The sequence below is a fragment of the Brevibacterium sp. HMSC063G07 genome, from assembly GCF_001810665.1.
Classification (GTDB): Bacteria; Actinomycetota; Actinomycetes; order Actinomycetales; family Brevibacteriaceae; genus Brevibacterium.
In genome coordinates this window covers 97,588-112,790 of the sequence record NZ_KV802360.1, presented here as the reverse complement: position 1 = coordinate 112,790, position 15,203 = coordinate 97,588, and the positions used below count along the sequence as shown (strand labels likewise).

Below are 15,203 nucleotides of genomic sequence, written 5' to 3'. Positions count from 1 at the left end.
AGGCGTGGCCTCACGCGCAGCGGGGGAGTACCCGGAAGTACCGGAACGTCTGGCGACACCCGGTGTTGACACCCACACCCACCTGGACATCTGCACCGGCGTGCGCCTGCCGCTGAAAGCAGGCGAAGTCATCGCAGAAGACGTCCAACCCGGCGAAGACGAAGAGTTTCCGCCGATGTCGTTCTTCTACGAATCCGCCATGGCCGCCGGCATCGAACGCGTAGTCCAGATTGGCTGCAACCTGCCGGCCGCCCGCTGGACGGCCGACACCGTGGCCTCCGAAGCTGCCGCTGGAAGGCCGTGGCTGCTGGGCGGGGTTGCACTGCATCCGAACGAAGCGCCGACGTTGGCCCGCGCGGGCCAACTGGACGAAGCCCTGGCGGAAATCGACGAACTCGCAGGCCGTGAGCGCGTGCGAGTTGTCGGGGAAACCGGACTCGACTACTTCCGCACCGACGCATCGGACAGTGCGGATATTCAGGCGCAGAAAGAATCGTTCCGCGCGCACATCGAAATCGCCAAGCGCCGCGGTCTGGCACTGCAGATCCACGACCGCGAGGCACACAGTGACGTTCTGGACACCCTTGCTGAAGTCGGGGCGCCAGAGGTCACCATCCTCCACTGCTTCTCCGGCGATGTTGCGATGGCCCAAGAGTGCGCTCGCCGCGGATACTTCATGTCCTTTGCTGGAAACATCACGTTCAAAAACGCCGACGGGCTGCGCGAAGCCGCAGCGGTCGCGCCAGATGAACTCCTGCTGACTGAAACCGATGCGCCGTTCCTTACGCCTCACCCGCACCGCGGCAAGCCCGGCGGGCCGTATCTCGCGGCACTCAACGCGCGCAAGCTGGCCGAAGTGCGCGGAGTCACCGAAGAGCACATTGCGAACGTCACCACCGCCAATGCTCTGCGGGCAATCGGGGAGTGGTCCTGACTGACAGCGGTTAGCACTCGGCTTGACCGAGTGCCAGGGGCGGACTACAGTCTGAATTAGCACCTGAGTGGTGCGAGTGCTAATCGCTGAACAGTGAGCTGAGCACAGGGCTCAGCCGGAAACCTCAGCACACCGCACTCGTCAAGGACCGTTCCCGCCGGCACCCGCGACGACGGCAGGAAACAGACCAAAGCGGGCGGCGCCTCGTCAGAAGACAGCGCCCCAGCTGTCCCCTCCGCTCAAGTTGACCCCAGCAACCTTCATACAACTGATCGAAGGAGTTTCCTCCATGTCGGTGAACATCAAGCCGCTTGAAGACCGGATCGTCGTCCGTCAGGTCGAAGCCGAGCAGACCACTGCCTCCGGCCTCGTCATCCCGGACACCGCCAAGGAAAAGCCGCAGGAAGGCGAAGTCGTCGCAGTCGGACCCGGACGCGTTGCCGAAAACGGCACCCGCGTGCCCGTCGACGTTGAAGTCGGCGACAAAGTCATCTACTCCAAGTACGGCGGCACCGAAGTCAAGTACGCAGGCGAAGAGTACCTGGTGCTCTCGGCTCGCGATGTCCTCGCAGTCATCGCCTGATCACTTCCGCACCAACAGCAGCTGCCGCTCCCTAGAGGCAGAGCCCGCCCCACGGGCAAGGCGCTCACCCAATAGGCAAAGGCTTACAGAAAGAGAAGTGAACCATGGCTAAGACCCTTCTGTTCGACGACGAAGCCCGCAAGGCACTCGAAAAGGGCGTCAACGTCCTGGCCGACACCGTCAAGGTGACGCTGGGACCCAAGGGCCGCAACGTCGTCCTCGACAAGGCGTGGGGCGCACCCACCATCACCAACGACGGTGTGACCATCGCCCGCGAAGTCGAACTCAACGACTCCTACGAAAACCTCGGTGCCCAGCTGGCCAAGGAAGTCGCCACCAAGACCAATGACGTCGCAGGTGACGGCACCACCACAGCAACCGTTCTGGCACAGGCGCTCGTGTCCGAAGGCCTGCGCAACGTGGCCGCCGGCGCAGCCCCCGGCCAGCTCAAAGCCGGTATCGAAGCCGCAGTCGAAGCCGTCGAGGCCCGCCTGCGCGAAAACGCCCGCGAAGTGTCCGGATCTGAGGAAATCGCACACGTCGCAGCACTGTCGGCACAGTCGGAGGAAATCGGCGAACTGATCGCCGAGGCCTTCGAAAAGGTCGGCAAGGACGGCGTCATCACCATCGACGAATCGCAGGCGTCCGCGGTCGAACTCGAATTCACCGAGGGCATGCAGTTCGACAAGGGCTACCTGTCGCCGTACTTCATCACCGATGCAGACCGCCAGGAAGCTGTTCTTGAGGACCCCTACATCCTCATCAACCAGGGCAAGATCTCGAACATCCAGGACCTCCTCCCGGTGCTCGAAAAGGTCCAGCAGGCATCCAAGCCGCTGTTGATCATTGCCGAAGACGTCGAAGGCGAAGCCCTGTCGACGCTGGTTGTCAACAAGATGCGCGGCATCCTCAACGTTGCCGCCGTCAAGGCTCCCGGCTTCGGCGACCGCCGCAAGGCAATCCTGGAAGACCTCGCAGTCCTCACCGGCGGCGAAGTCATCACGCCCGACATGGGCATGAAGCTCGAACAGGCCACCCTCGAACAGCTCGGCACCGCACGCACCGTCACCGTGACCAAGGACAACACCACGGTCGTCAACGGCGGCGGAGCAGACGAAGCTGTTGCCGGACGCGTCGCCCAGATCCGCGCAGAGGTCGAAAAGACCGATTCCGAATGGGACCGCGAAAAGCTGCAGGAGCGCCTGGCTAAGCTGGCCGGCGGCGTTGCCGTCATCAAGGTCGGAGCAGCCACCGAAGTTGAGCTCAAGGAGCGCAAGCACCGCGTCGAAGACGCAGTTGCGGCTACGCGCGCAGCCATCGAAGAGGGCATCGTCGCCGGCGGCGGCACCGCACTCGTGCACGCATCCGCTGCTGCCGAAGGCCTCGGCCTGGAAGGCGACGCAGCCACCGGCGCGGAGATTGTTCGCCGCGCTGTGCGCCAGCCGCTTCGCTGGATTGCCGAAAACGCCGGACAGGACGGCTTCGTCGTCGTGTCCAAGGTCGAAGAACTCGACCTCGGCGAGGGCTACAACGCAGCAACCGGCGAATACGGCGACCTCATCGGCAAGGGCATCATCGACCCGGTCAAGGTCACCCGTTCGGCACTGCGCAATGCAGCATCGATCGCAGCCCTGGTTCTCACCACCGAATCGCTCGTGGTCGAGAAGCAGGAAGAAGACGAAGACGACTGAGCGTCTAGCTGAGGATTGGCTTATTGCCTGAGTTTGAGGCTCAGGCTCAGCGCCTGAGCCGTCTGGATTTGGGTGTGCCCACCCTTTAGCAACAGAAACTCCCGTTAGCAGTCCGGCTAACGGGAGTTTCTGTTGCTAAAGGGAGTCCTTGTGCGCAGGGCGCGGGTGACTCAGAAGGACGAGGTGGATCTCAGCTGCCAGAGGAACTTACCCCTTGCCGAAACCCTGAGTTCACGTTCCTGACACTCGTAGTCGGAATACTGAGCGAATTGGCTTTCAGCCGTACGAAAATCGAGCATGCTCCGGCCAGCATGCTGTGCACGTTGAGTCGAGATGAAAGTTCGCTGTAGTGAGTACGCCGGTGCGAGTATCTTCGATGTTGGGTGTTCCCGAACGCAGATTTCGTCCAGAGCTTCACGGTGTTCGCGGGCTTGCGCTGCTGGGTGTTGTGCTCTTCCACCTTTTCGGCCAAGGGCGAGTCTCCGGTGGCATTGACATATTTCTTGCGGTTACCGGTTTTCTCTTTGTCAGCATGCTGGTGCGGGAGTTCACCGCCGATGGCCAGGTCAACCTGACGCAATACTTCGGCAGACTGTACAGGCGAATCTTCATACCCGCAGCCCTCGTCATCGGCATTACGGCAGCCTTCGCATACTTCATCCTGCCCAAAACCGCTCACCGTCAGGCATTTGCTGAGGCGCGCGCCTCGCTTCTGTACTTTGAGAACTTCGAGCTCATCCGCTCGCAGTTGGCCTACGGGGCAGCGGGGCCGCAGACGTCGCTGTACCAACATTTTTGGTCACTGTCAGTACAGGGACAGTTCTATGTTGTGTTGCCTGTCTTCTTCGTCGCAGTGGCGATTTCCGCCGGCACAGTCCGGGGGATGCACTTTGTCCGGGCGATCGCCCTGGCCCTCAGCGGTGTTCTGATCATCTCACTGCTGTGGGCGGCCATCCAGGGTTTCTATGCTCAGGACAAGGCCTATCTGTCGACCTGGACCAGGCTTTGGGAGTTCGCGTTCGGCGGTCTTGCTGCTCTTGTCCTTGACCGGATCCGTGTGCGCAGCAGCTGGCGGCTGCCAGCCGGGTGGATTGGCCTTGCAATGATCGCCACAACTGGATTTGTGTTCGACGGAGGCCAGGTGTTTCCCGGCCCCTTGGCTCTGTGGCCGCTGTTCGGCTGGCTGCTCGTGATGGTTTCTGGGGACCTCAGCGGTACGCCCGCAGATCGGTTCTCGGCTTCGAGGTTCCTGAAGTCGCCCACGGTGCGCTGGTTTGCTGACCGGTCCTATGGCATCTACCTGTGGCACTGGCCGGTTCTCATCTTCTACCTGAACATCAGAGACCGATCCGCCGTCGGCATTAAGGGCGCGGCCCTTGTCTTCTTCATCACCTTGGTTCTCGCGGCAGCAACCTATCGGTCTGTCGAGCTGCGCCTGGCGCCGCGGTCGACTTCGCGCATAGGCACGATCTTCAAACGCAACAAGACCATGATCCCGGCAGGATCAGCGGCAATGCTTGTCGGGGCGCTTGTCATCACCCCTTTGGCCAATTCCAACGGTGAAGTCCGGACCGCATACGAAGACCTGAACCAGGACGTATACCCCGGGGCACACATCGCCTTTTGGGAGGACGACCGCGATCTTCCGGAGGCAGACATGGTTCCGATGCCAGAAGAGGCACGAGACTTCAAGTCCCCGTATTTCTATCAGGGTTGTGAGCAGAGCTCGGGCGATGACCCGGGCACGGATGTTGTATTGGTCTGTGAGGACGAAGGTGCGCCGTCGCAGCCCACGGCGACGATTGTTCTGACCGGCGGGTCATTCGGCGGCCACTGGGAGACGACGTTCAAAAGCCTGGCACGCAAATACGGCTGGGAAGTCATCGTGCTGGATAAGGGCGGCTGCCCGCTCGGCGGAGAACTGTCTCCAGACTCAATGTGCGGACGATACAACGAAAATCTTGTGGAATGGCTCGCCTCCAACGACGTCGACTTGGTGGTTGCGTCGGGATCCCGCACGGATGAAGCGCGGGATGAAGAGTACATTCTTGATCGCGCCCCGTACTGGTGGAAGCAGATCACCGAGACCGACACGCAGCTGATGCTCATGCGCGCTGCACCCAAGGACAGCAACCTCGACATCCCTCGATGCTTGTCCGACGGCGGAACGTCGCAGGAATGCGGCATACCGAAGAAGTGGCTGAAAGAAGATCCGCAGACGGATCTTCCCGACGGCGCCTATTCGCTGGACATGAAGGAATACGTTTGTCCCGCCGTCAACGATCCACAAGCCGACAACTGCGATGCGATTGTGGGCAACATCCTGACCAGCTACGACCACGGCCACTTCACGGCGCCGTTTGCGCGTTCCCTGGCGGACGGACTGGAAAAGGAAATGCGGCAGGACTTCGGCTGGCTGATGCGGCAGAGCAGCGCCACCTGACAGCAGCGGCCGGGTGCAGGCAGTCTGCCGCTTGCACCCGGCCCTGACCGTGAAACACCTGAGCGTGAGCTAATCGGTCTGCGCCTCAGTCCACGTGAATTCGCCCTTCGCCGTCGAGGTGGGCTGTCACTCCGGTGCGCAGCCATTCGCCGTCAAGCGAATCGGCGGTTGCAAGCGGATTGCGCCAGAAGCTCTTCAGCAGGCCGGGACCGCGCAGCTGCAGCTCACCGTGCGAAGCCGAGACCTCTCCAGAGGCCGAACGCTCGTCGTCCCCCGCCGCCGCTGTATCCCCACCGGAAGCAGCAGCCGAGTCCCGGGCTTCCACCTCGTCAGGGGAGGCTCCGCCCATGGCGGTGCCGGAGCCTTCAACAATTCGAACGTCAATGCCGGTTCCCTGTTCGGCGGTGCCCACAGCTCCGGGAGCCTTCACAATGTCCTGAGCCGTGATCAGCAGACCGACACCCGCGGCAGCACCGGGGGAGTACAGGCCATAGAAGTGCTTAGCCCGATAGGCGCGCGCAATTTCAGCACCCACTCGCGGTGACGACACGGTGCCGAGCACAAAAATCCGCTCAATGTCACCCGGCGCAAAACCAGCAGAGGTCGCCCCCGGCAGAGTTGCAAGAAGCGCCGCTTCCGTGCCGGTGACCACCGTCGAACCGGCCTTCTGCACAAGTGATGCTGCCGAGGCCGGCTTGGGATCAGCCGACAACACCACCGCGGCACCCAACGACAGCGGGGTCAGAATCGAAGTGTGCAAGGCTGTGGGATTCCACAGGGGAGAGGCGGTCTGCACCACGTCATAGCCGTCGATTCCCATGGCCCGTGCAACAGCTGGCTGTGCTTCGGCCAGGCCGGCGTGGGTGAATACCGCGCCGCGCGGAATACCGTCAACAAGGTCGATGTACTGAATGAGCGCGGTCGCGGCGTCTTCGTATTCAGCTTCCGTGTACGGGTCGACAGCGTCAATGGTCGTTTCGAAAACAGTGCCGCCGGAACGACCGTTTCCACCGCGGCCCTCTGCACGCTGACTACGGCCGGCCTCGGACACAATCCACTCAATGCCCAGGTCAACGCGCTTGGCGGCTTTCCACAGTTCGGCCGACACGAGAGCAACCTCAATGCCCGCGTGGCTGATGACTGCTTCGAGGTCATCCGAATCCATCTTCGGATTCAGGGGAACGGGAATCGCCCCGAGGTACCACGCGCCGAACAGCGTATATACGGCTGAAGCGCTGTTGAGGGTCATTACGCCGATCCGATCACCGGGAAACACCTGGTGAGCGGCGAGCACTGCGGCCGCCCGCCGCGCCCTATCGTCCAGCTGCGCGTAGGTCACGCGCTCTGTCGGAGTGACCAGTGCGATACGGTCCCCATGGTCGGAAACAACGTTCTGCAGCATGGTGGTGAGCTTCACAGCTTCTCCTGTCGATAAAATTCCGGCCCGGTCGACTTTATCGCGAATACGCTGAACTCGGCGGGTTTTCTTATTTCAAATAGATTGCAAAATCGCGCTGTCACCAGGCCGAACCTTGTCCATTCCACACCCGCTCCGAGACTGCATGGAGGTTGTGATGCAAAGCCCCCTTCCTCCTCGTGAGGGGATCAGCGCAAACCGCCTGCGTGCTCCCGGCGGGAACCAGACATCCGCAAAAGCCCACCTGCCGGTGCCGAAGACCGTCCACGCGTGGCTGGCTCAGGAGTTCCCAGACCACTCTCCACAGGAGCGCACCTGGCTGACGGAGCACCCCGACGGCGGCTGCCTGACAGACGAAACCGGCCGTCCAGCCGCCCCGGAAGATCCCGTCATTCCCGGCGGCTTCTACTTCTTCCACCGGCCGGTCCCGCAAGAAGACCCCGTCCCCTTTGACCTCACCGTCCTCTATGAAGATCGCGACATTGTGGTCGTCGACAAACCGCATTTCCTCGCTTCGACCCCCAACGGCCGTTTTGTGCGCCAGTCGGCGGTGACCCGTCTCCGCCTTGAGCTGAACGAACCCGACTTGGTTGCCGTCCACCGGCTGGACCGTGTGACCGCCGGCCTGCTGCTGTTCTCGCGGCGCCGCGAAACCCGAGGCGCCTACCAGGTTCTCTTCCAACACCGTAGCGTGCACAAAACCTACCGCGCGCTGGCCTGGCTGCGGCCCGACTTCGACCCTGGGACCCTGCCAACTGTCCGCAGAACCCGCCTGCACAAAACCAAGGGCGAGCGCCAAGTGGTTGAACTGCCCGGGATCCCCAACACCGAAACCCGCCTGCGGTTTGAGGGCATCCGCGGCCGGGCCGCCCGCCGGCTTCCGCCGGAATCGGCACCCGTCGCAGGGCCGAAAGCCTCGACGCCGGCTCACGAGGCGGAGCTCACCTCGATCGGAGAGTTCGCCTTGGAGCCGGTCACCGGGAAGACCCACCAGCTGCGCGTACACCTCAATGGGCTGGGCGTGCCGATGGTGGGTGATCCCGTCTACCCGGCTGATTGGGCACCGGACCCGTACGATTTCTCCGACCCGCTGCAGCTGGTGGCAGACGGGCTGCGCTTTGCCGATCCGCTCAGCGGGAAGGAACGGGAGTTCCAGTCGAACTTCCCGCTCACGCTGCCGGAGGGGCCGGCTCGGTGAATGTGCTCAGGCGACCATTGAGGACACCATGCCTGTCAGGTAGGGGACCAGCCAGATGGCCCACACGGTGACAGAGAATCTGTGGAAGACGGCCTTGGCCCGCTGGGTGCCCTTGATCATCACGATGAGAGCCCAGAAGAAGTGCACTGCCATGAGGATGAGCGCGATCAGGCCGGTGATCGCCATGGTGATCGACAGAATCTGGGCGAGAGAACCATCGGGTGCGTTCGACATTGTCGATGCGCCGGCGGCAGCAATGCGGCGCATCACCTCGGTCCCTGACGCATCGAAGAGCAGACCCATTCCGAACAGGGCCACGTGCGGCCAGGTGAGGGTCTTCTTCAGACGCTCGGCCCACACGCCGATCGTGTAGAAGACCAGTGCCAGTGAAATGAGGACAATCGCAAGAATCAGCATGCCTTCAGCTTGGCGCGCTCAATTCTTCGGCACATCGCGCGGAAAGCTGAATTCGGGGTCATACTTTCGGCTGATTCTGCGCTTCACCCGCATCGGGAAGACCAGCGCGAACCCCTTAGGATAGGTTCATAAAAACACCGCGGATGTCATGCAAATGGCACGCGGTTATGGTCTCAACCGGAGGAAGGGTTCTCTTGCCAGAGGTTCACCAGCATTTCAAAGACGCAGAAGATCCGTTTTCGCTTACCGGTCTGACCTATGACGACGTCCTGCTGCTGCCGGGAGACACAGATGTCATCCCGTCGGAGGCCACAACGAAAACTCGCCTGACGCGCGAACTCGACATTGCGGTTCCGCTGGTCTCAGCCGCTATGGACACCGTGACGGAGTCCCGCATGGCAATCGCCATGGCCCGCTTCGGCGGTGTGGGAATCATTCACCGCAACCTGTCGAAAGAAGATCAGGCCGCTCAGGTCGACTATGTGAAGCGCTCGGAATCGGGAATGATCACCGATCCGGTGACGATCACTGCTGAAAAGTCACTCGAAGAGCTTGACCACATGTGCGGTCAGTACCGCATTTCCGGCCTTCCGGTGGTTGATGATGACAACACTCTCGTGGGCATCATCACCAACCGCGACCTCCGCTTTGTGCCGCGCACTGACTTCGCCACCACCACGGTCGGCGAAATCATGACGAAGATGCCGCTCATCACCGCTCCCCACAATGTGTCCGCCGAAAAGGCCTACGAACTGCTGGCGGAGCACAAGATCGAAAAGCTTCCGCTGGTTGACGAGAACAACAAGATCCAGGGCCTTATAACGGTCAAGGACTTCGTCAAGCGCGATGAATACCCCAACGCCTCAAAGGACGGCGAGGGACGCCTGCTCGTGGGTGCTGCGGTCGGCTTCTACGGCGATGCTTTTGAGCGGGCGGGTCTGCTGGCCGAAGCGGGTGTGGACGTCCTGGTGGTCGACACCGCCAATGGCCACGCCCGCGGTGTGACCGACATGATCACGTCGCTCAAAAAGGATCCGGCGTTTAAGGACGTGCAGGTCATCGGCGGTAATGTGGCTACCCGCGCGGGAGCTCAGGCGCTCATCGACGCCGGGGCTGACGCCATCAAGGTGGGTGTGGGCCCGGGCTCCATCTGCACCACGCGCATTGTCGCCGGTGTGGGTGTCCCGCAGGTCACCGCAATCAACCTGGCCTACCAGGCTGCCCGCGAAGCCGGTGTGCCGGTCATCGGCGATGGCGGTCTGCAGTATTCGGGCGACATCGGCAAGGCTCTTGTCGCCGGTGCCGATTCGGTCATGCTCGGTTCGCTGCTGGCAGGCTGTGAGGAAAGCCCCGGCGAGCTCATCCTGGTCAACGGCAAGCAGTACAAGGCATACCGCGGTATGGGCTCACTTGGGGCTATGGCTCCGCGCAAAGGACGCTCCTACTCTAAAGACCGCTACTTCCAGGCCGATGTCGTCACCGACACCGACCTTGTGCCCGAAGGCATTGAGGGCCGTGTTTCCTACCGCGGTCCGCTGCGTCAGGTGGCCTACCAGCTGACCGGCGGCCTGCGTCAGACCATGTTCTACGTGGGCGCCCGCTCGATTCCGGAACTGAAGGCCAAGGGCCAGTTCGTGCGCCTGACCACTGCGGGTCTGAAGGAAAGCCACCCTCACGACATTCAGATCACCCAGGAAGCCCCCAACTACCACTGATCCGCCGCAGCCGATCCGGCTGTCTGTGATCGTCTTCTGTGCGCCCGTGCCTCTGGCCGGGCGCACAGCTGTCTGCTCACGAGGCGGAGGTCGCGGCTGTCGGGCCTACTGCGCTGGTGTGCGGTGCAGGACGGGGCCTGCGTCGTGGGCTTGCACCGTCGATCTGTGTCATGGGCGGGTGCTAGGGTGAGCAAAGTGACACGGGGTGCCGCGAAGCAGCGGCTGAGATTAACCCGTTGAACCTGTGTGGTTAGGACCAGCGAAGGGATGTCATGGAACTCAAAGACTATGCGGGCGCACTGCTTGAAACTCTGCGGCAGCGCACGCCGCTCGTGCAGTGCATTGTGAACACGGTCGTTCAGCAGTTCGCCGCAAATGTGCTCTTGGCGTCAGGTGCCAGCCCCGCCATGATCGACCACGAAGCCGACGCTGCAGACTTCGCCGAAATCGCCGACGGTCTGCTCATCAACTTCGGCACACCAACATCGCACCAGTACTTGTCAGCTGACGGTGCCATCGACACTTTCGCTCAGTCCGGCAAACCGTGGGTGCTCGACCCCGTGGGCTTTGGGATTTCCGGGCACCGCACCTCCAGGATTATGCGCGCTCTGAACAGCGGCCCGGCCATTGTGCGCGGCAATGCCTCCGAAATCATCGGCCTGGCCCAGCAGTCCGGCAGCGCCCGCGGAACCGACTCAACGCACTCCGTCGACGACGCCCTGGCAGCAGCGGCAAGCCTCGCCCAGGCCGGCATTGTCGCCGCCGTTTCTGGGGAGTCTGACGCCATTGTGTTCGCCGACGATTCCGCAACCCACACCGTGACGATCACAGGCGGCAGTCCCTATATGCCCAGCGTCATCGGCACCGGGTGCTCGCTCGGAGCACTCGCTGCCGCCTACGCCGCGACAGCTGCCCACACCCGGCAGACACAGGACCTCAGCCCCCGGGTGAGAACAGGCATGGCCGCGGCAGCAGCGCACCTGCACTTCACCTCGGCCGCCCAGGCAGCGCACACACAAGCCAGCGGACCCGGAACATTCGCCGCGCACTTCCTCGATGGCCTGCACGCCGTGGGGCCAGATGACCTAGCCCGAATTGAGACCGCGTGGACAACGGGAGGAACCGCATGAGCGCACCACTGGACCGCCTGTCCGACTACCGCACCGACCTCTACCTGGTCACTGACACCGCCATGGCCGAAAGCGCCGGGCGCACGGTGGCCGAGACCGTCGCCCAGGCAGTTGCCGGGGGAGTGGGCATCGTGCAGGTGCGCGATAAGCACATTGACGATGCAGGCTTCGAAAAGCTCACCCTGAGCGTGCTCGATGCCGTTGAGCGCGCACGCGCTGAGCACAGCATCAAAACTGACGTCCCCGTCTTCGTCAATGACCGCGTCGATGTCGCAGCCCGCCTTCTGGAGCGCGGCAGAAAAGTCCACGTGCACGTGGGTCAAGGCGACATGTCGGCAGACGATGTGCGCCAGCGCATCGGTGCGGAACCGCTGCTGGGTGTTTCAGCCCAGGAGCCCGAACACTTTGCGCGCGCTCGAAGCCAGAACGTCGATCTGGTCGGCATCGGGCCGGTGTACGCCACCCAGACCAAAGAGACCGGACGCAGTGCCATCGGCCCGGAAGGTTTCCGCGACCGCGCCGGAAAAGCGGGCCTGCCCGCATTTGCCATCGGCGGGATCAAAGACCACAACGCCGCAGCGCTGCGCGGTACGGGTGCCGCGGGAATCTGCGTTGTGTCAGCCATCATGACCGCACCAAACCCGGCCGGAGCAGCCCGGGACATTCTGGCGGCCTACACAGGAGAAAGATCATGACCGCAGCAGGCCATCGTCCTCCCGTCGCCGTCACCATCGCCGGCACCGACCCTTCCGGCGGTGCGGGAATTCAGGCCGACCTCAAAACTTTCACCGCCCGCGGCGCATACGGAGCCAGCATCATCACGGCCCTCGTCGCACAGAACACCCACGGAGTCAGCCGCATCTACGAGATCGACCACGACTTCGTAATCGACCAGTTCAATTCGGTCGTTGATGACATCCATGTTGACGCGAGCAAATCCGGCATGCTCGGCACACCGGAACTCGTGCAGACCACGGCAGACTATGCGTCGGCCGGCAGACTGGGCTTTTTGGTGGTCGACCCCGTCATGGTCGCAACCTCCGGCCACCGACTGCTGGCAGAGAGCGCAATCGAAGCGGTGCGCACCGCTTTGCTGCCACACGCCGGTCTCATCACTCCCAACCTGCCTGAAGCAGCACTCCTGCTGGGCGATGACGAACCCGAAGCCGGCACTCCCGCACAGATGCGCGAACAGGCTGCCCGCCTGCTGAAAATGGGGCCGAAAGCCGTGCTTCTCAAAGGCGGGCACGCAGCAGACTCCATCGTCACAGACATCCTTGCGGTTGCCGAAGGCGACGACATCGCGTGGCGCGAATTCAGCCACCCGCGCGTCTTTTCGGCCAACACCCACGGCACCGGCTGCACGCTTTCGGCGGCCATAGCCGCAGAGGTCGCCCACCGCAGGCACGTCCTGGAGGCTGCGGGAGAAGACCCTGCGGGCGCTTCGAGCGGGGAGGCGCTGGGAGATGCCGTCGGTGCGGCACTTGACTACCTGGCCCGCGCCATCGGCAGCGCAGCCGACTGGCAGCTGTCGCTGAACTCCGACGGTGCCCACGGGCCGGTCGACCACATTGTCGACATCACCCGCTGAGCGCAGAGCACTGAACGCTGCAGCAGTGTCCGCACAGTGCTGAGCACATCAGCGCACCCCTGCAATAGACCGAAGCGGAACAACGACCGCAAAACGACTGTCAGGAGACACAATGAGCGAATTCATCGCAGGCCCCCACAGCCGTGAACTCTGGGAACACGTGGCCCCCATCATCAACGACATCGAAGCCCTGCCCTTCATCGAACAGCTCTCGGACGGCAGCCTCGACCCGAAGGTCTTCGTCCACTACCTGCTGCAGGACGAGGTCTACCTGGACGGCTACGGCCGGGCAATGGCCCAGCTGTCGAGCAAGTCCTCCCGCAACGACGACATGGAGTTCTGGGCAGGAGCGACATCAGAAGCCGTTGTTGCCGAAAACGAACTCCACGAAGCCGTCTTCGCAGACGAGGGCTTCGCCCCGCTGGTCAGGGAAATCCAGCAGGAAACCGCGCAGGCTCGCGGTCTGCGCCACGGTGAGCGCGGCTCGGACGAAGGCCGTGACGCCGAAACCGTCATCGCCAGTCCCACTTCCCTGGGCTACGTGTCATTCCTCATGGCCACAGCCGCACTGCGCCCCTACGAGGTGGGTGTCGCCGGTGTGCTGCCGTGCTTCTGGGTGTACGCCCACATCGGCAAGGTGCTCATGAAGAAAGCCGGATCCAACCTCGACGGGCACCCCTTCGCTTCGTGGATCACCATGTACGACAGCCCCGAATTCGACGAAGCCACCCGCGGAGCCGTTGCGATCCTCGAACGCGAAATGGAACAGGCCACCCCGGTAATGCGCGCCGAAATGAAGGCCGTGTTCGAACAGGCCAGCCTGTACGAACTGCACTTCTGGGCCAGCGCCCACGTCTACGAGGACTGGACGACGCCGAAGCCCTGATTGACGAGGTGCCGCCCACCCGCACCGCGTCAGTGCGCTGGGATAAGCTGGGATACGTGAGCACAGAGTTGGAAATCGGCCGCGGAAAGCGCGGACGCAGGGCCTATTCACTAGACGACGTAGCGGTTATCCCTTCGCGGCGCACCCGCGATCCCCGGGATGTTTCACTCCACTGGCAGATCGACGCCTTCCAGTTCGACCTGCCCTACCTTGCCGCACCCATGGACTCTGTCGTCAGCCCGGCAACAGCCATTGCTCTGGGCCGACTCGGCATGCTCGGAGTGCTCGACCTCGAAGGTCTGTGGACTCGCTACGAAGACCCCCAGCCGCTGCTTGACGAAATCGCAGGTCTCGACGACCAGCGCGCCACCGAGCGCATGCAGGAGATCTACCGCGAACCCATCAAGGCCGAACTCATCACGGCCCGCCTGGCGCAGATCCGCGAAGCCGGTGTGACCGTTGCCGGTGCGCTCACCCCGCAGCGGACCCAGGAGTTCTACCAGACTGTTGTCGACGCCGGGGTTGACCTTTTCGTCATCCGCGGCACCACGGTCTCCGCCGAACACGTGTCCAACACAACCGACCCGCTCAACCTCAAACAGTTCATCTACGAACTCGACGTCCCCGTGATCGTCGGCGGTGTCAGCGCCTACACACCTGCCCTGCACCTCATGCGCACGGGTGCCGCCGGGGTGCTGGTGGGCTTCGGAGGCGGTGCAGCATCCACCACCCGCCACACTCTCGGCATTCAGGTGCCCATGGCCACGGCAATCGCCGACGTCCAGGCTGCCCGCCGCGACTACATGGACGAATCCGGCGGTCGCTACGTGCACGTGATCGCCGACGGCGGACTGGGCTCCACCGGTTCGATCGTCAAGGCCTTCGCCATGGGCGCTGACGCCGTCATGCTCGGCTCAGCACTGTCCCGGGCCGAAGAAGCCCCCGGTCAGGGCTTCCACTGGGGTGCAGAAGCCCACCACCCGGAACTCCCGCGCGGCCGCCGCGTGCACATGGGCACCGTGGCACCGCTGGAGCAGCTCATCCACGGGCCGGGCCACTCCGCAGTGGGCGAAGTCAACCTCGCCGGTGCCCTCCGCCGCGCCCTTGCCACGACGGGCTACACGGACCTCAAATCCTTCCAGCGCGTCAACGTGGTCGTCGACGCCGAAAGCTGAGGGGCGCCGTGCTTCGTCTTGCC

The 15,203-nt window shown here is 63.0% G+C and carries 13 protein-coding genes and 1 riboswitch; of the genes, 11 read left to right on the top strand and 2 right to left on the bottom strand.

Translation table 11 applies throughout. The features are described from left to right. Positions 1-4: 4 nt before the first annotated feature. The 4 genes from HMPREF2757_RS06995 (at position 5) to HMPREF2757_RS06980 (ending at position 5,651) form a co-directional block, all read left to right on the top strand. On the top strand, positions 5-934 hold the full coding sequence (locus HMPREF2757_RS06995) for a TatD family hydrolase (RefSeq protein WP_070574629.1): 930 nt from the start codon (positions 5-7) through the stop codon (positions 932-934). Positions 935-1,223: 289 nt separating this feature from the next. Beyond that, on the top strand, positions 1,224-1,517 hold the full coding sequence (gene groES / locus HMPREF2757_RS06990) for a co-chaperone GroES (RefSeq protein WP_070574627.1): 294 nt from the start codon (positions 1,224-1,226) through the stop codon (positions 1,515-1,517). A gap of 104 nt (positions 1,518-1,621) precedes the next feature. Beyond that, positions 1,622-3,208, top strand: coding sequence for a chaperonin GroEL (gene groL / locus HMPREF2757_RS06985; protein ID WP_070574625.1), 1,587 nt, complete (start codon positions 1,622-1,624; stop codon positions 3,206-3,208). A 349-nt stretch (positions 3,209-3,557) separates the two neighbouring features. Next, positions 3,558-5,651: an acyltransferase family protein gene (locus HMPREF2757_RS06980; RefSeq protein ID WP_141750209.1), complete on the top strand. Its 2,094-nt coding sequence runs from the start codon at positions 3,558-3,560 to the stop codon at positions 5,649-5,651. 85 nt (positions 5,652-5,736) lie between these two features. Here HMPREF2757_RS06980 and HMPREF2757_RS06975 read toward each other — a convergent pair whose 3' ends face one another. Further along, positions 5,737-7,068, bottom strand: a complete 1,332-nt coding sequence (locus HMPREF2757_RS06975) for an AMP-binding protein (protein ID WP_070574621.1) — start codon at positions 7,066-7,068, stop codon at positions 5,737-5,739. A gap of 157 nt (positions 7,069-7,225) precedes the next feature. On the opposite strand from HMPREF2757_RS06975, the gene HMPREF2757_RS06970 reads away from it, so the two are divergent. Then, positions 7,226-8,266, top strand: coding sequence for a pseudouridine synthase (locus HMPREF2757_RS06970; RefSeq protein WP_083304198.1), 1,041 nt, complete (start codon positions 7,226-7,228; stop codon positions 8,264-8,266). 6 nt (positions 8,267-8,272) lie between these two features. Here the strand turns inward: HMPREF2757_RS06970 and HMPREF2757_RS06965 are convergent, their stop codons facing one another. Next, positions 8,273-8,683, bottom strand: coding sequence for an HsmA family protein (locus tag HMPREF2757_RS06965; protein ID WP_070574616.1), 411 nt, complete (start codon positions 8,681-8,683; stop codon positions 8,273-8,275). A gap of 194 nt (positions 8,684-8,877) precedes the next feature. Here HMPREF2757_RS06965 and guaB point away from each other — a divergent pair, with 194 nt between their 5' ends. From guaB to HMPREF2757_RS06935, 6 genes are all read left to right on the top strand, one after another. Then, on the top strand, positions 8,878-10,398 hold the full coding sequence (gene guaB / locus HMPREF2757_RS06960) for an IMP dehydrogenase (protein ID WP_083304159.1): 1,521 nt from the start codon (positions 8,878-8,880) through the stop codon (positions 10,396-10,398). 191 nt (positions 10,399-10,589) lie between these two features. Beyond that, positions 10,590-10,683, top strand: a riboswitch (TPP riboswitch). Beyond that, positions 10,671-11,528 (top strand): hydroxyethylthiazole kinase, encoded by an 858-nt coding sequence (gene thiM / locus HMPREF2757_RS06955; protein ID WP_070574612.1) that lies wholly within the window; start codon positions 10,671-10,673, stop codon positions 11,526-11,528. Its footprint overlaps the riboswitch before it by 13 nt. Further along, positions 11,525-12,223, top strand: a complete 699-nt coding sequence (gene thiE, locus HMPREF2757_RS06950; RefSeq protein WP_070574610.1) for a thiamine phosphate synthase — start codon at positions 11,525-11,527, stop codon at positions 12,221-12,223. The genes thiM and thiE overlap by 4 nt, the downstream gene beginning before the upstream one ends. Beyond that, complete coding sequence (gene thiD, locus HMPREF2757_RS06945; RefSeq protein ID WP_070574608.1) at positions 12,220-13,119, top strand: bifunctional hydroxymethylpyrimidine kinase/phosphomethylpyrimidine kinase; 900 nt, start codon at positions 12,220-12,222, stop codon at positions 13,117-13,119. The genes thiE and thiD overlap by 4 nt, the downstream gene beginning before the upstream one ends. A 112-nt stretch (positions 13,120-13,231) precedes the next feature. Next, a complete protein-coding gene (locus HMPREF2757_RS06940) occupies positions 13,232-14,005 on the top strand; it encodes a TenA family protein (protein WP_070574606.1) in 774 nt (257 codons plus the stop codon). Positions 14,006-14,061: 56 nt separating this feature from the next. Then, positions 14,062-15,180, top strand: a complete 1,119-nt coding sequence (locus HMPREF2757_RS06935; protein ID WP_070575309.1) for a GuaB3 family IMP dehydrogenase-related protein — start codon at positions 14,062-14,064, stop codon at positions 15,178-15,180. The last annotated feature ends 23 nt before the right edge of the window (positions 15,181-15,203 follow it).